Genomic DNA, 16,758 nt, shown 5'->3' on the forward strand with positions numbered 1-16,758 from the left:
GGATCAATTCTGCACATCAAACAGAAATGGGTGGTGGTGTGCCGTGTTCTGCTGAATTTTCGGCGAAAAAACTCCTGTGTTATCGTGAAAGACTTAACACATAGACGCCAGCCAGGATGCCCAGAACGCAAAGCAGTTTTGGCCGCCAGTTCGTCTCACCATACATCCGAATTCCGGCGACGAAAGCAATGACCAGCGATGTCCGTCGAAGGGGAGAGATGACGGAGATAAGGGCATCTGGTTGTCCAATCGCGGTGAAATAGAGGAAGTCCGACAACAGCAGAAGCACTGCAATCATAGGGATTGACCATCGCCATTCAAAAGGAGCGTTCTGACGCTCGTTCCTGAACCAATGGGCTGCGAGCGGAATCATGACAGGGACCAGGTAAACAGAGAACCATGCCTGAACTGTAGCTGGCTTCAGGGCAAGATTCTGGAGCAGATGTTTGTCGTACAAAGCACTGGCGGCGCCGAGTATTGTGGCTGCGATCATGAGTCCCACCCACCGGTTTCGATGAAAATGTATTCCCTCTGCCCGACCAACCACCGAGAAAGCGTAAAATGCAGTCAGGATAATGATGATCCCGGTCCACTGTCCTGCTGATGGGCGTTCATCCATCAGGGTGACTGAAATCAGAATAGTGAAGAACGGACTGGTTGCCCGAATGGGAGCAGCGATGGACATGGGCAGATGCTTTAACGCATACAGAGCCAGAATCCAGGATGCACCGACCAGCAGAGATTTCAGGGCCAGCAACAAGTGAGTCTTCCACGAAATGGACTCAACGATCATTGCCGGGAATGGAATCCATGATGGACTGGAGAGTGATATGCAGAGCGGAATAAGCCACAACAATGCTGCGGTCAGGACGTTCAGTAGTAAAACTGGCGGAACAGCATTTCCTCGGACGGCCGACTTCTTGGCAACATCGTAAAAACCCAGGAAGACGGCAGAAAAGACGCTGAGGAGACTCCAGGTGAGCAAGTGGAACAGCCTGTTGAAGAAGGAACCCGAAGCGACTGTGAGGGAACGATGTTGCGAGCAGGTTGGTAATCTTCCCTCGCTGACACGTCGGATGACGTGCAAACACGATTCTCAGGAAACTTTTAGCAAAGCTACTGCGGTTTTCTTCCTGTAAAACTGTTCGCGTTCAGCCAGTCGTTGAGTCGATCGGGCCATGACTTCAGGATGGAATCTGACTGGGCCAGTCCAACTCCGTGCCGTCCATTCTGGTAGATATGCAGCTCAGATTTATGAACGCCGTTGGCTCGCAGAGCCGTGAAAAAACGGATGGCGTTTTCCACCGGTACAGCCTGATCCTCGGTGGTGTGAAAAATAAACGTTGGCGGCGTATTTGCGGTGACTTGTCGTTCATTGGAAAGCAACTCAATCAGTTCCGGGTCGTCATACCGGTCTGGCCCGAACAGGTTTCGACGAGAACCTTTGTGAGTAAACTGCTCCTCCATTGTGATGACTGGATAGCAAAGAACTGCAAAATCCGGTCGACTGCTGAATCGTTCAACGGCATCATCATCGTCCGGATTTCCGGAATCAAAGTGCGTCGCTGCGGTCGACGCCAGATGGCCTCCGGCCGAAAATCCCCAAACGCCGATACGGCCTGGATCGACGTTCGCTTCGGTTGCCTGAGACCGAACTGTCCGAATGGCTCGTAACACGTCGCCCTTTTGAACCGGGTGGTGATAACCCTTTGATCCCAGACGGTAACGCAGAATCCATGCGCTGATGCCACGTTCATTCAGCCAGGCTGCAATTTGATGTCCCTCGTGGTCCATGGCCAGCCCGCCGTAGCCACCACCCGGGCAAACCACGACACCGCAGCCATTTGCTTTGTCGGCTGCAGCCGGGAATGCCAGCAATGCCGGGATATCACTTTCTGATTCCCCCGTGGCGAAAGGGGCTGCCGTGGGCCACAAAGGCTTCCAGTCGTCTGCCTGGGCGCAATGGATCGCGGTGGCGATATTCAGAGTCGTTGCAAAAATCAGGGCCAGGGCAGTGCGAATGAGAACCATAAATACGCTCACGGACAATTGGTAAGTTTCAGGTCAGCGGTAGCCAACAGGTCATCTGGACAGCAACGCGGCCCGAGTTCTGAGTGCAGTTCGGGCGCGTTGCGATTGACTTATGCACTGCGAGATGTGATTTCCAGCAGGTGGAAGCCAAACTGAGTCTTCACCGGCCCATGTACGGTGTTGAGTTCGTCGTTGAATACAACTTTGTCGAATTCCGGGACCATTTGTCCCTGCCCGAAAGTGCCCAGGTCTCCCCCGTTACGGCCTGAAGGGCATTGGCTGTGTTCCCGGGCCACTGCGGCAAAATCAGCACCTTCCTGAATCTGTTGTTTCAGTGTCAGGCAGTCAGCTTCGGTTTTTACGAGAATGTGTCGCGCGCTGGCGGTTGCCATGGCAATCGTCCTTTCTGATGGTAAGCAGTTTTTCTATCCCCCTTCAAACGTGGCCATTTCAGAACCCGCAAACAAGCCGCAGGGCAAGGCCGAAGTTGGATATCAACAGAGTGCCGGGCAAGCTACAAAAGCTCAACCAGCTCGGCAACCGACACCGTTTGTTCCGGCCTCTTTCCCACACTTTACTGGTGTATCCTGAAGAAGAGACCGTCGATTTGCCTGTTCATCCGGTGAATGCTTCCGGGATGGATGTCGAACCCGACGGCTGGCGAATACACGATCGATGGATATTCAAACTCTCCGAACAGGCGAAATTCGTCGGAAACGATTATGGTACCTGAGTCTCTATAACGATTCGTCTGTACCAGCCAGAGCAAGAATTTCTGAGAGAAGTCATGGCAAGAGAAGATGATCTGAAACTGTTACACCAGTACACGCAAAGTGAGAGCCTCATTCGGCATATGCTTGCTGTAGAGGCTGCTGTTCGCGCCTATGCGGTCCGGTTCGGCGAAGATGCGGAAAAGTGGGCAACGGTCGGTTTATTGCACGACTTTGATTATGAGCGATGGCCTGATCCTCCAGACCATCCGCTGAAGGGAGCGGCGATCCTGGAAGAATGCGGTTATCCGGATGATGTGATTTACGCGATCAAGTCGCATGCGGACTACCTGACCGACTACCCTCGCGTGTCACGCATGGACAAAACACTTTACGCGTGCGACGAACTTTGCGGCTTTATCACAGCCTGTGCTCTGGTGAGGCCTGGTCGGCTTGAAGGTCTGACCCCGAAAAGTGTTCGAAAGAAGATGAAGCAGGTCTCTTTCGCAGCCGCTGTGAATCGGGACGATATCCTTCGAGGGGCTGCTGATCTTGAAATTGACCTGGACGAACACATTGCGTTCGTTATCACCGCGATGCGAACCATTGCAAAAGAGCTTGATCTGTTGCCTGAGACGTCGGTTTGATGATCCCGTTGCGTAAGGACCGCATCTTCAACAATCGCAACAGCAGGACACAGCCACGAAAACAGCCGAAGCAGTGAAACCTGCTTCGGCTGTTTCAATTTGCGAGAGGGGGGAGTCGAACCCCCACGCCGTTTAAGGCACAGGATCCTAAATCCAGCGCGTCTGCCAATTTCGCCACTCTCGCGAGGTGGGTGTTCTAAGGATTCTGACAGTTGTGGTCAAGCGGCAGCGTTGGGATACAGCACGGTTCTCAATGTCGTGCTTTGTCCGGGTGGAATCCTGAGGGTCATATCAAACTTCCAGATAATGGTCCCCCCCAGGGAAAGAAATCCACGCAATGTTTCAAGGCTTTGGGAAGAGTTCTGATTTTCCTGACGAAACGACTGAGAGATCCATTGAGTCCGAGTGCGAATACTCCTGGGGAATCCTCGCCTCGCCTGTGTTGACGTTCTGCTTTCCGTCGGGCCATTTCGCTTTGAAGGACTGCAGTACGGTTTTCAGGGCTGCTGATCGTTCAGTTGTCGGCTCAGATCTTCGATGACGGATTCATACACCCGGGACTGATCGTTCTGGTGCCAGAAGTCTTCCGGGAGCACAAACAGCTGGTGATCATGCCATTCCTGTTGGAGATCGTCAGACGACTCTGCGGGGCGATTTTGGGCAAAAACAAAATCAGCAGTGCACACCAGGCGCCGCGCCCCGGTTTCGATGCAGATTGCTCGGTTGTCTTCGTCCCCCTGTGATTCGCTGAGCTTCAGCAGTTCCTGCGGATGAGTGGACCATCTGGAGGAATCCGTAACCTCGCGATCAGGGCTGCTCTGAGCTTGTAGGTCATTCGTTGCCGGCTTGAGGCTACCAGATGCCATGGCTCGCAGGGTTGGATTCAGGTCATTGCTTCCCGACAGTCTTTGCACTCGTTGCATCCTGTGGTTCGGGAGTCGACACCACAAGGGGACTTTTGGCCATTGTTGGCTGTCGACAGCCATTCCCGAGTTGTCTGCCGCGACCAGAGTTTGGATTGCAGAAACCATCAGGTACCGGGAAGTGAATTCCAGTCCTGCCAATGCCGCTTCCATCGTTTCCATCGTGCGACGACAGAATTGTTCGTTCGTCTCATCAGGTGATGGAGCATTGAGAATGTGGATCCAGAGAACTGACTGGCCGCAGATTTCGTTCGACTCCAGCCATGTTGAGTTTTCGATGATTTCATCGGGCCTGAACATAACGAATTTCAGTGGAATCTGAATCTGCCACTCGTGCAGGAGTTGACCCAGGTGATCGGCGCTCTGTATCTGGGAGTAATGCCGTTCAAAGAAGAGGCTTTGCAATTCCAGGCGTCTCAGCCGCGGGCTGTGAATCCATTCTACTGTTGGCAATGAGTCGAATGTCAGAACGACGATCCGATGGACTCCCTGTGGGGAATCAGCAGGCGAGGGAAATGTTGTCATTCGGCTATCATCGTGCGGAGTCGCACAATCTCCTGCGTGAACACATCGGATAGTTGTTCCAGGGAGCTTCGTTCCGGGGTCGGACACCGCAGCAATTCCGGGCGAATCTGCTGCCAGATAACTATGATTTCGTCGATGCGCTGGGTTGCTTTGCGGGCGTCCTCACGTTTCGCGCAGAGTGGCTCCAGTTCGTGGCACTTCTCTTCCAGAAGGTCAACGTCCCTGTGTAGTTTTTCCAGCCCTGATGGTGACACTCTTAACCACCGCTTGAACGATGCGTGAATCGCGTCCGCATTTCCACTGAGTGATGCGGCCTGTGTTGTGATCAGGCTCTGGTCGAATTCCACATGTACGTCTATGGATTGCCGAAGTGCCTCTGTCGACTGCGAGATAACGGCAATCTGCCGTCGTACTTCCGGGGCAGAAATTGGAGACAGATAGTGGTGTAAGACTCGCCAGGATTCATCAAGCAGAAACCAGCCTTCTGCGACGGCCTGTCTCGATTCATTGCGGTTTACCAGGTCCACGAGGTTCTCGACAGAACCAGCCACAATATCCGCCGACAGGGCAATCCCACGATGATCTCGCAGCATCATCATCTGTTCCAGGGTTATCGAACGGTAGAGTACTCCGACATCCTTCTGTATTTGTTGTGCGATCTGAAGTGTAAGGCTTGTGTTCAGGCCGATATCCAGACGCAGAAGCTGGTGAATGGTTCGGTGGGATTCTTCGATTCTGGATACGGCACGGGTGATTGTCCGATTCGGAAAGGTCGCTAACTGAATTCTCAACGGCTGCCATGCTGTGAAGTTCGATTGATACTCCTGAACAACACTTTGAAAGGTCGCACCGTTTGAAGCCAGGTTTGCCAGCAGATGGCTTCGTTCTTCAAGTCGACGCAGCTGTGCCAGCAGCTGAAAGCGATCGGGTGTTGATCCGGAATACGTCAACTCATCTGACAGGCTTCTGAGATTCGCAGCAAGTGTGTCCGCCGCCCGGACAAGATCCCGACTCTCAAACTGCTCCTGAATTCCGAGGATACCGCAATATTGAGCGTCCAGTCGGTTGATTCTTTCCGCGCATTGGATGGTTTGTGGGCTGATGGATGCGGATTGGTTGAGTTGGTGAAAAAGTGTTTTCCACGTGGCATTCAGTGTCAGGAAGGCTGGCATCAGAGAATTCAGTTCCTTTTCTCGTTCCAGGCGTTGCTTCATTGAAGCCACTGTTGCCTGTAGTCGAAGCCCATCACCAAGGAGACGGCGTACTTCGAAGCTGCGTCGAGCGTCAGTATTCATTAACGCTGTCAGCGTTGTGACTTCCTGAGAGAGAGTTGCGATAACTGGACGAAGCTGCTGGATTTGGGCGGTGCTTTGGTTTGGCAGGTTGGGGCGACGTTCATCGGGACGCAATCCCTGGCCAGGACGATCGCCGGCTTCGTTGCGACGTTGTCCATCCCGATCAAGCTGTGATTCGACCAGAGCTCGCAGCAGTCCTTTCACAATTTCTTTGCCAGCATCATTTCGCTCCTGTGCCGTGGCTTGCGGGGTGGGGATCGCCAGTGCGGTGCAGATTGCTGTGATTATCAACTTCACCAGGATGAAATCGCTGACTCTCGAAGTCCTCGGGATTTCGATTGATTTTCGATACGTTTTCATTCTTGACTCCCTTGGTGACAGTGAAATCGAAATGTGGACGGTACTGATGAGTGCTCTGTGGGCACGATTACGCGATCACTCCCGAACGGTCTGCTGGTGCCGCCGTCTGAAGCGCTGCTCCATGGTTCATCGGGGATGTGATCGTAATGTTGACGGGCATGATGTCCGGGTTCTCCCTCGAAAACGCGTCGACGGCATCGCGAATCTCGGATGCTTCTGTTTCTGAACCCGCAGGAATACAAACTCCTGGTCCCCAGGAGGATTGTGCGGCACCGTGAATGTTATGTCGTTCCAGCCAGTTGACGAGACTGTTCATGACGGGATCAGAAAAAATATCGCCCTGAGCCGGAGCATAAAATTGGCCTGCAATTTTTCCGTATGCACCAATTGAACGTGCAAACGCTGGTGCATCCTGTTGTTCAATGGAAGGGACAATCCGCTGCTCAATGATTTCAGAGAGGCGACGAACTTCCTGAACGGACATTGTTTGACGTTGTCGAAAAAAGGCCTGCTCCTTTTCACCTGAGATTCCTCTGCCCTGCTCTGGCCTCGCAATCACAAACCTCCATTCATCAGGAATCCGGAGTCGCTTCAGGTTCCGAGGGGAAACGGTCTGCTGCGTATGATCCCCTTGATTCAATGGACTGTCGTTACATCCGTAGTCCACGATGAATCCGCCGTTTTCAAACCCTTCCGTTCCAACGACCGACCGCTCTGCCCGACCGAATCTCCGCGCCGTGCTGTATCGGCCGGCTGAGGTCTTCGAATCCATTTCCTCCCGCCAGAGAAATTCGTTCGGAGACGAGCATACCTTCCACAACAATTCCACCACTCCTGCAATACCCAAAGTGAGCTGCGTGCCGGCTCCAAAGCCGCAATGCAGAGGTGGCGATTCGAGAATCTGGAGCCGGATGTTCGATAGAAACCTCTGTGCATCCGGAAGTGGTGAAACCAGATCGCAAATGGACGTCCATGCCTGCCTGACACGGCGAATGATGGCATCGTCGATTCCGCTGGATTCGATTTGATGACCATTGGTTGCAGATATGGATGCGCGAATGTGCCAACCCGGCTGACTAAGCATCAGGCCGATTCCACCAAAACGCCATCCACTTTCTCTTGTTCCGCAGATTAGCCCAAAATGCATCCGGGCTCCGGTTTGGATCGTGGCACTGAATGGCCCCGCTGGCAGGATTCCTTTGTCATCGCAAGCGGACTTCATGAAGAGGCATCCCGGCGGGTCTGAACATATTCTCGCAACATCTCGAAAGAATCTTTTTCGATTGGGCCACCCGTTTTGGATACTGCTGGCGCCAGAAATTCGAAGGCCTGGTTGATGGTGGTCCAGTCGAGCAGGTGGATTCGCGTTGCGATGATTGCAGCTTCCAGGACAGCGTGGCGAGCTCGGTTGAATCCGAAAAAGGGTCTGCGTTCACCGGTGAATACCACCGTCGAAGGTATCAGTGACCGGGCTTCAGTTGCATCCACCGAGTCGACTTCGAGTTCAAACCATCGACAACAATCCTGCAGTACGTAGCCGGTGACGGTATTGGCCGCTACCACCGGCGGCAGGTTCGTCAATTGACCAATGGCTGCCCGAGCGATGATATCAACCCGATCAACAACATGAAAAACGCCGACTCGAGTCTCACTCAGGTTTGTGAAGGATGTCGATGGCTGAAACGGGCGCAGCAGCAATTTCTGAAAGTCATCGCTGACGATGGGCCCCATAGGTGCCACGTTGATTTTTCCAGCAGAATCGACTGTGGTCAGCAGACCTTCAACTATCATGCCCTTGTATCCGTCGAACCAGCGTACCCGTCAAACCAGCCATTCCTGAATTGAACTATGGTTGAAGGGTACTCTGCGAACGCGGCGTTTGCCAGCAGATGTGTTTACAGCTCTTCGCGAAACCAGGCCGTAAGTGACGGGATGGAGCGCCGCCAAAGGGTCGTCTGCCATCAGCAATCGTTGGGAAGCGACCGAGCCTCTTGCGTCCACCTTCTAACGATTGACACCGACATAGAAGCTGAAGATTCTCTGGTCGTCGTAGTCCTGAGACGCGATCGGAAATGCGAAGTCGAATGCCAGCGGGACAGGACCCATCGCTGGCACAACAACGCGAAGCCCAACGCCCGCACTTGCACGGAAGTTGTTCAGTGTGACTTCTTCTTCGACCGAACCGAAGTCGGTGAAAGCCGCGAAGTTGATCATGTCATCTGCGGTGACTGGAATTCTGTATTCCACCGTGCCCAGCATCTGGAATGTTCCCCCGGTTGCAACTCCATTGGAACGAGGAGTCACTCCACGATAGGAGAATCCGCGGAAGGACTGAAATCCACCCGCAAAGTAGCGTTCGAAGACAGGCGTATCGCGGTCGCTCCAGCCCAGCAAGCCAGCGAGAGTCAATACATGTCGCCCGGATCCGTCTGGTCGACTATGCAGCGTATAGTACTGCCGAAACTCACCCTCAACCCGAGAGTAATTGTAGTCGTTAAAGGCCTGCTCCCATGCGAGATCACCATAATGCCCTTCCCCGGGCATGATGGACATGTCGCGAGTATCATGCGTCACGGATGTTCGAATTGTGGAGAGGAAATTGTGACCGATTTCCTTCGCAACCACTGCCGGAGTCGGTGAAGCGGGGTGCTTCAGCTCAACATCTTCCAGACGCAGGGCCGCGTTCACCGACCATTCTGGTGTCAGCTGTCGACCAAGACCGATCCGGCCTCCGAGTCGGTCTTCCTGCCAGTCGGGATAGAAGCGATTGAAGTAGAACCCACTGAGCGTCAGGCTGTAGTCGCTGTACATGAAATACGGATCCGTCCAGCTCAGTGTATAGCGGCTGACCTGATTACCCGGTGCAGCTTCGAGTCGGAATCTTTGGCCGCCACCTCGCCATGCACGACCTTCAATGATGTCGGCAAAGGTCTGAGGTGGACGAAACAAGTCAAAATTGCTCTCGTCCCAGACGAAGGAGCCGACAAGTCCCGCGTCACTGTTCACGCCGGCTCCGAACATCAGTCGCCCTGTGCGTCCTTCGGTCGCACGCACGTTGATGTCGACCCAGCCGGGTGGCATCGCCTGAAACTGGTTGCGATAGGGACTACCTTCCAGGACTGAATCCCGGGGGCCGGGAGCGGGATCGTAATAAGGTGAACCATAACCGGCATCCGGGCTTTGTGCTCGAATAATAGGACTGTTGGTATTCGGCAGATTGGACGTCAGGAATTCGGATGATTCCGCCTGAAAAACGTCACCGGGGTGAACCGATCGAAAGCCCGTCACTAACGATTCGACAGGGGGCTTTGAAGCAGACTGATTGATTGCAGTCCCGTGACTGTCCCATGCGCTGGAATCTGCTGATGGTTTTGTGATCTCCTTTGATGCAGCGGGATTGCTCGCAAAAAGACGGCTGTGTCCTCCCATGGTTCTTTGGTCAATCGCAGAAGAGCTTACCGTCGCGTAACTCCATTGACGTGGAGCTTCGTTGGCAGCCGTTGGCGAGATGGATGGAGGAATTGGCTTGCTGTCAATCGCGTTATTCAACTTAGACTTTGTCGGTTGCTGATTGCTTTCCGGGCTGGTGCCTTTTGATGAATCTGCAGATTCCTCGGGTAACCATGGGTAGGAACCAATTGTTGATAAACGAGCCGCCTGCCGGGTGAATTCCGCGAACTCGTTGGTCCACGCTTCCGTGTCGTACTCGTCCGGGCTCTGTGCCCGATAGGTTCGAGAGCGCGAAGCAAAAGAGCTGTTTTCCGGTTCAACCGGGACGACATCAAACATGATGTTGGGTTCGAATAATCCGCTGCCGCCGAGCCTCGATCGGCTTCGGCGGATCAAATCAGGATTCGCCAGATCACCTGGAAATACCTGCATTCGATCCCAGACAACAGTTTGCTTCGTGTGAGGATAGTCACCGTCATAGGCAACATCGATATTTCGGATATACCGTGGGCGGTCTTCGTCGATCTCGTACACGATATCCACGATGCCGGTCGTTTCGGTGAAATGGGGCGAGGGCACAACCGATGCGAAATAATGTCCGAGTTCACCGTACTGCTTCAGCATTTTTCGGACGTCTTTGGCCATCGGAACAGAGTTGAAGTCCTGTCCTTCGCGAAGTTGCGTATCCTGCTGAAGTTGCTGCGTTGGAATGACCTGATTGCCCTGGTATCGGATACTGCGGATCCGGTAGCGAGTGCCTTCTTTGATAGTGAAGTGCAGGTTGACGTCGGACTTGTCGGGGGAGAAGCGGGGCTGAACATCCACCTCCACATCAAAGAAACCGACGTTGTGATAGAACTGCTTGAGTGCTTCGACATCCTGTGGCAGAGTCTCCGGGTGATAGAATCCCCCGAAGAATCCCAACAGGGCCTCCTTGGAAGCCAGATTCTTGCGAAGGTCACCGGCCCCCCAGAATCGATTGCCTTCAAATGTACGATGCTGTACCCGAACTTTCGGGCCTTCATTGATTCGAAACACAACTTGCCGGTCGCTCGGATTCGCGCCCTTCTCCAGGACGACCTTCACAAAGTAGTAGCCTTTTTCTTTGTATTCCTGTTCGATTCGACTAACGGCGTCGGCATTCGCAACATGGTCAAACGGACTACCGGACTTGAGCCCGGTCCAGGCTTCCAGCATCTTTGTCTTGACGTGATCATTGCCGATGAATGTGACGCTCTGCACGATCGGACGTTCATGGACGGTAAAGAAGAGCACCTTGCCTTCCGGGGTGTCCTCGAAGTCGACTGAAACACTGAAGAACCAGCGGGTACCCATCAGAGACCGATGGTCTTCAAGCAGCATGCGTTCCGTAAACACCCGCCGCGGCTGAATCTGAATCTTCTGCAGGATGACGGATTCAGGGATGGTCTCGTTCCCGCGAATTCGAATGTCGATGACGGTCTGCGAAGCATCTGCCCCGGGAACACTCAGGTCCTGTGCATGGGAAAGGGGTAAGCGAATCTCGATCACAGCGCATACGCACATCGTCAGGAACAGCCCGCCCAAACTCCTGCAAAGGAATCGGCGTGGTTTTTCTGCGGTCTGGTTGTTCTGGCAGTCTTGAAGTTGCAGACGCATGATCAGACTCTGACGTCGATCGATGCTTGCCACATCAGTTGAGTGATGGGAAAGGATCGTGGATTGAGAGATGGTTGAGCCAGAGTAGCCCAACGAAGGGTGTCGTAGGATTGCAGAAAACGATGATTCACCTCAAGACCAATGTCTGGTCGCGTCACTGCTGTGGTGCGTGGGATCGGAAGAGGCATTCTGTGGCAGGCTAGGCGGCAATCTTAATGGCTGCCGGCGAGACGTTTTCCTGCTCAAATGAGGATGACTGGTGTACGAAAATATCACGTGACGGAAACGGAATCGTGAAACCCTGCTCGTCAAATCCGATCTTGATGGCCTCGATAAGAGAAAATCTGACGTCCCAGTATTCTTTTCCGGTGACCCAGGGGCGAACGACAAAATTGACCGAACTATCCGACAGTTCCGCGACTGCCACAACCGGCGCGGGGTCTTTCAGGATTCGTGGGTCCGAGGTCACAACGGATTGAAGCAGCGTTTTCACCGCTTTGATGTCGTCGTTGTAGCTGCAACCGATGACCAGATCGATTCGGCGTCGTGGCTCGGCAGAAAAATTCTGAATGGTGCCACTGGTGACTGAACTGTTGGGGACAAAGATTCTGACATTGTCAGGTGTCAGCATCATCGTGCTGAAGATTTGAATGTCCACGACTCTGCCGCGTATTCCATTCACTTCGACCGTGTCGCCCACACGAAATGGTTTGAAGAAGACCAGCAGCACGCCGGAAGCGAAGTTCGACAGTGATCCCTGAAGTGCCATCCCAACAGCAAATCCGGCGGCGGCCAGCACTGCTGTTAACGATGATGTGTCTATCCCAAGGCAGCCGAGCGAGGCGATGCAGACGGCTGTTAACAGAATGATGTAAGCAACATTTCCCCCGAAACGGCTCAGCGTTTCATCCATCCTCGCACGTGAGGCTCCCCGGACAATCATGCTGGTGACGAATCGGGCAGCCATCCGCCCCAGGATGAACACAGCCATCGCAGCCAGAATTTTCGGGCCATAAACTTTGGCGCGGCTAATCAGCGTGTCGACCGTCAGGTATTGCTGGATTTCGAAAAGGAGCGTGTCGGTAAAAGACGCTTGAGTTGCATCAGATGACTGAGCTTCGGGGGAAGGCAGATCGGGAGCCTGAAAAGCCAGGAAGTTGGTGTTCCGGGTCCACAGGGTCAGAATTCTGTACAGCATGGCGCTATCCGATTTCACAGGGGCGATGACGGGAACGGAATCTACTGTCAGGCTGGATTTCTGGTAAACGGCAGATGTTGCGATTCCGCTCGGCAGCACCGGAGGCACCAATTTGTCTGGCAGTTTGCCTTAGTGTTGGTGCCAAATTGGCGGTTTCCTCGGCGTGTCTTTGACGCTTTGTTTTGGCAGTCTGTGTTGTAAGTCTCTATTTAGTAATTGTTTATGGCGAATTGTTCTTGTTTGGCACGTGCCTTGCTTCTGTCGTTTCGTCGAAAAGCAAGCAATCGTGCACTGGGCACGATCAGCGATAATGTCCCGTTGACTGTACGAAAGAGGAAATTCGCCATGCACTGGAACTCGAATCTGTTGCCGGCCGCCGAGGCATTGAATTCAATTCGGCGGGATTTTGAGCGAGCTGTCGGAAGCAATCGTCGCAGCGATGCAGGGATGTCGGGATACGAAAGCCCTTCAGAATTCCTGGTTGTGCTGGACGTTCCCGGGGTCAAAGTTGAGGATATCGAAATCACGCTGCATGACGATATCCTCACGATCGAAGGCAAACGCGAGATGAGTGTGCCGGAAGGTTACACCGAAGTCTTCGGCGATCGGAATGTCTCCGAGTTCAAGCGAACCCTGCGACTTCGTGAAGCCGTGAATCGAGATCAGATCGATGCTGAGATCAAAGACGGTGTGCTTACCGTTCGGCTGCCCAGAGCTGCCGAAAAGCAGCCTGCAAAGATATCGGTGCGTCAGGGAAGCTAAATCGCCTGATGCTTTGAATTCGCGACCAGCATGGGAAGCGTGTGGTGAATCACCGCACGCTTCCTTTTTTCAAGGTTGGTCCTGGGAAACTGCCGACTTATTTGGAATCATCTACGGCGGGTGCAAACCCGCGCCGCATTGTGTTCTCGGTGATATTTACGGGCACCAGAAACTGCAACAGATAGTCCGGCCCACCCGCTTTGCTGCCAATGCCCGACATGCGATAGCCGCCAAATGGGTGTCGATTCACCATCGCCCCGGTGATATCACGATTCAGGTAAAGATTGCCAACTTCAAATTCGTTCCTTGCTCGGCGCAGTGTGACCGGGCTGCGACTGTAGACGCCTCCCGTCAGCGCAAATCGGGTGCCGTTTGCAATATCGAATGCCTGATCCAGATTCTTTGCCCGAATTACCGCCAGCACGGGCCCAAAGATTTCATTCTGAGCCAGTGTTGAGGTTGGCTCCACATTGATGAAAATGTGAGGCCCTACAAACGTGCCCTGCTTTGCGAGTGATTCTACGTCGACAGCGAGCGCCAGCGTGCCATCAACTTCCGGGTCGGCTTTCCGGACGAGTTGCTGAATTCGTTCACGGGCGTCTTCGTCAATGACCGGTCCGACTTTGGTGGCTGGATCTTCAGCGATTCCAACATGCAGGCTTTGTGTCGCGGATGTTAACCGTTCCACGAATTGTTCGTAGATGCTGTCGAGCACAATGGCTCTTGAACATGCAGAACATTTCTGGCCTGCGTAACCGAAGGCGCTGCGAACGACACCCAGGACGGCTTCGTCCAGGTCAGCGTCGTCATCGATGATGATTGCATTCTTGCCACCCATTTCCGCGATGACTCGTCGCACGCCCGGTTGCCGATCGTCGGTGTCGGCCGCCGCTCGATTGATCTCCAGTCCAACAGACTGAGATCCGGTGAATGCGATCAGATCGACATCCGGGCTGCTGACCAGTGTTGGCCCGATGTCTTCTCCAATTCCGGGCAGATAGTTGATGACTCCATCGGGGATGTGCGCATTTCTGACAAGTTCCATCAGCTTTGCTGCGACAATGGACGACTGCTCCGCGGGCTTCATGATCACGGTGTTGCCAGCGACCATCGCAGCTGCGGTCATCCCTGTCAGAATAGCGAGAGGAAAGTTCCACGGAGCGATCACCACGCATACGCCACGCGATCGATACGTATAGCTGTTTTCCTCGCCCATAAAATCACATTGGCGTGGCACACCAAGTCGCCGCATTTCCAGCGCATAGTACATGCAGAAATCGATGGCTTCGGCGACATCGGCATCCGCTTCGGCCCAGGGTTTTCCGCATTCCAGAATGATCCAGGCGCAGAGTTCGAATCGGCGTTCGCGCATTTCAGCAGCGATAAGTTCAAGATATTCAGCACGTGTTTCGACATCGGTTGCCGCCCATTGCGGCCACGCGCGTCGAGCGGCATCGATGGCATCGATGGCCTGTTCCGGGCTCGCGGACGCCACGCGTCCCAGAATCTCCGATGTCTTCGATGGATTCCGCGAAACCAGTGTCGCGCGACTATCGCACGACTTGCCATCGATGACCAGAGGATACTCCTGCCCGAATTCTTCCCGTACAGCTGAGATCGCCTGCTGCATGGCTTCCCGACTGGACGCCTTTGAAAAATCGGTGAGTGGTTCGTTGCGGAAGCCAGCAGGCTTTTCGTCCTGAATCGGCGGTTCGCTGGCAGCGTGCATGGATGGCTTCATGAGCAACTTCTCGACTGACTGGTGTTCAGTAAAACTTTGTCGAAGGAATGAATCGTTTGATGTGTTCTCGAGCAGCCGACGTACCAGGTACGCCATTCCCGGAATCAATTCACCGAATGGCGTGTAAATTCGGACGCGCTGATTGCGTTCCAGAAACAGTTGAGCCTGTTCATCGCTCATCCCGTACAGCATTTGAATTTCGATAGCTCTGTCCGGAATCCTCAGCTCCTCTGCAAGGGCGAGTCCGTGGGCAAGGCTTCGGAGGTTATGGCTTGCAAGAGCCGGTCTCAGGTACTGATAGTTTTCCATCAGGATACGTGAAAGGCGTTCGAAATTGTCGTCCGACTGCCACTTCCGGCGAAACACCGGCGTGCTCCAGCCGCGGTACTCCGAAACGATGTTTTCGTAGTCCCAGTAGGCACCCTTAACAAGTCGAATGGTCACGGGTGTGCCGCGGTTCTTCGCCCATGCCAGCATCGAGTTCAAATCGGATTCCGCATCAGACAGGTAGGCCTGGATGACGATGCCACAGTCGGCCCAGTCGCGAAACTCCGGCTCCATCAGGACTCGCTGGAATATTTCCAATGTGAGTGGACGGTAGTCATTCTGCTCCATGTCCACATGCACGTAAGCATTCTTTTCGCGAGCCAGTTGCAGCAACGGGCGAAGGCGGCCAGCGACGCGTTCAAAAGTTCCGCTGGCGTCGATCGGGCTGAACTGACTGTCGAGGGCTGACAGTTTCAGACTGACGTTGATTCGCGGAATTGCTCGTTCGTGGTCCCAGTCCAGTGCAACATCTTCCGGCCATTCATTCACCTGAGTCGCCATGCCGGAAATCAGGTCGAAGTAAGACTGTTGATAACGGTCAGCTTCGTCTTCACTGATAACGGCCTCGCCGAGCAGATCCAGTGTGAATGCATAACCGGATTTCCGGATACGAGCAACGGACTGGATGACTTCGTCGACACTGCTGCCGGCAATGAATCTGCGAGCCATCCTTGATGCATTCGAGCGGGCATTGTACGCGAGCGCCCGACTGAGGATGGAATTCGACGTTGACACCTGCAGGCCAAGGCGGGCCGCCCAGGGCAGATTCTGTTTTACGTCCTCGAAGTACTCGTCAAGGTGACGGGCGATTGAAACGTGGTCCTTCAGCATCGGAAGCACGTCGACAAACCGGAACATCTGCACTTTGACCGCTTCATCGCCCATCGCCCACGACATCAGGCGATCTTCCCACCAGCGACCATGAAAGATCGACGGTGACCGGTAATTCAAACGATCGAACAGTTCCTGGCCGATCTGCTGTGTTCGTTGCTCAGTGGCATCGCTGCCCGAAAGAGTTTTCTTTTTCGACGATGCTGCCTTCTTGGCCATAACCCGCAACGATGCTGTTTCGAATACCAACAGAAATAGATGAAGAGGACTCCGGCGGTAGTTTACGCGTTAGAACCTGATCTAAAAGGCGCTTCTGTCAG

General features: G+C 53.8%; 13 protein-coding genes and 1 tRNA gene. 3 read left to right on the forward strand and 11 right to left on the reverse strand.

What is annotated here, in order from left to right; translation table 11 throughout:
- Positions 1-79: 79 nt before the first annotated feature.
- The 3 genes from R3C20_01575 to R3C20_01585 form a co-directional block, all read right to left on the reverse strand.
- Positions 80-985: an EamA family transporter gene (locus tag R3C20_01575; protein MEZ6039166.1), complete on the reverse strand. Its 906-nt coding sequence runs from the start codon at positions 983-985 to the stop codon at positions 80-82.
- 131 nt (positions 986-1,116) lie between these two features.
- Positions 1,117-2,031 carry an alpha/beta hydrolase gene (locus tag R3C20_01580; GenBank protein MEZ6039167.1) on the reverse strand — a complete coding sequence of 305 codons (915 nt, stop codon included), beginning with the start codon at positions 2,029-2,031 and terminating at the stop codon, positions 1,117-1,119.
- A 110-nt stretch (positions 2,032-2,141) separates the two neighbouring features.
- Positions 2,142-2,423 (reverse strand): peptidylprolyl isomerase, encoded by a 282-nt coding sequence (locus tag R3C20_01585; protein ID MEZ6039168.1) that lies wholly within the window; start codon positions 2,421-2,423, stop codon positions 2,142-2,144.
- Positions 2,424-2,533: 110 nt separating this feature from the next.
- On the opposite strand from R3C20_01585, the gene R3C20_01590 reads away from it, so the two are divergent.
- Both R3C20_01590 and R3C20_01595 read left to right on the forward strand, forming a co-directional pair.
- On the forward strand, positions 2,534-2,764 hold the full coding sequence (locus R3C20_01590) for a hypothetical protein (GenBank protein ID MEZ6039169.1): 231 nt from the start codon (positions 2,534-2,536) through the stop codon (positions 2,762-2,764).
- Between the two features lie 54 nt (positions 2,765-2,818).
- Positions 2,819-3,388: an HDIG domain-containing protein gene (locus tag R3C20_01595; protein MEZ6039170.1), complete on the forward strand. Its 570-nt coding sequence runs from the start codon at positions 2,819-2,821 to the stop codon at positions 3,386-3,388.
- Positions 3,389-3,488: 100 nt separating this feature from the next.
- Here R3C20_01595 and R3C20_01600 read toward each other — a convergent pair.
- The 7 genes from R3C20_01600 to R3C20_01630 form a co-directional block, all read right to left on the reverse strand.
- Positions 3,489-3,572, reverse strand: a tRNA-Leu gene (locus R3C20_01600).
- A 313-nt stretch (positions 3,573-3,885) separates the two neighbouring features.
- Positions 3,886-4,836, reverse strand: coding sequence for a hypothetical protein (locus R3C20_01605; GenBank protein ID MEZ6039171.1), 951 nt, complete (start codon positions 4,834-4,836; stop codon positions 3,886-3,888).
- A complete protein-coding gene (locus tag R3C20_01610) occupies positions 4,833-6,491 on the reverse strand; it encodes a hypothetical protein (protein MEZ6039172.1) in 1,659 nt (552 codons plus the stop codon). The genes R3C20_01605 and R3C20_01610 overlap by 4 nt, the downstream gene beginning before the upstream one ends.
- A gap of 67 nt (positions 6,492-6,558) precedes the next feature.
- On the reverse strand, positions 6,559-7,713 hold the full coding sequence (locus tag R3C20_01615) for a hypothetical protein (protein ID MEZ6039173.1): 1,155 nt from the start codon (positions 7,711-7,713) through the stop codon (positions 6,559-6,561).
- On the reverse strand, positions 7,710-8,282 hold the full coding sequence (locus tag R3C20_01620; protein MEZ6039174.1) for a DUF447 family protein: 573 nt from the start codon (positions 8,280-8,282) through the stop codon (positions 7,710-7,712). Before R3C20_01620 ends, R3C20_01615 begins: the two co-directional genes overlap by 4 nt.
- 213 nt (positions 8,283-8,495) lie before the next feature.
- Positions 8,496-11,579 carry a BamA/TamA family outer membrane protein gene (locus R3C20_01625; GenBank protein ID MEZ6039175.1) on the reverse strand — a complete coding sequence of 1,028 codons (3,084 nt, stop codon included), beginning with the start codon at positions 11,577-11,579 and terminating at the stop codon, positions 8,496-8,498.
- 199 nt (positions 11,580-11,778) lie between these two features.
- Positions 11,779-12,777 carry a mechanosensitive ion channel gene (locus tag R3C20_01630; GenBank protein MEZ6039176.1) on the reverse strand — a complete coding sequence of 333 codons (999 nt, stop codon included), beginning with the start codon at positions 12,775-12,777 and terminating at the stop codon, positions 11,779-11,781.
- Between the two features lie 345 nt (positions 12,778-13,122).
- Here R3C20_01630 and R3C20_01635 point away from each other — a divergent pair, with 345 nt between their 5' ends.
- Positions 13,123-13,539 (forward strand): Hsp20/alpha crystallin family protein, encoded by a 417-nt coding sequence (locus tag R3C20_01635; GenBank protein MEZ6039177.1) that lies wholly within the window; start codon positions 13,123-13,125, stop codon positions 13,537-13,539.
- Positions 13,540-13,636: 97 nt separating this feature from the next.
- On the opposite strand, the gene pruA is transcribed toward R3C20_01635, so the two are convergent.
- Entirely contained in the window at positions 13,637-16,657 is a 3,021-nt protein-coding gene (gene pruA / locus R3C20_01640; GenBank protein ID MEZ6039178.1) for an L-glutamate gamma-semialdehyde dehydrogenase, read from the reverse strand.
- Positions 16,658-16,758: the final 101 nt, after the last annotated feature.

The sequence above is a fragment of the Planctomycetaceae bacterium genome (assembly GCA_041398825.1).
In the GTDB taxonomy this organism is placed as follows: Bacteria; Planctomycetota; Planctomycetia; order Planctomycetales; family Planctomycetaceae; genus F1-80-MAGs062.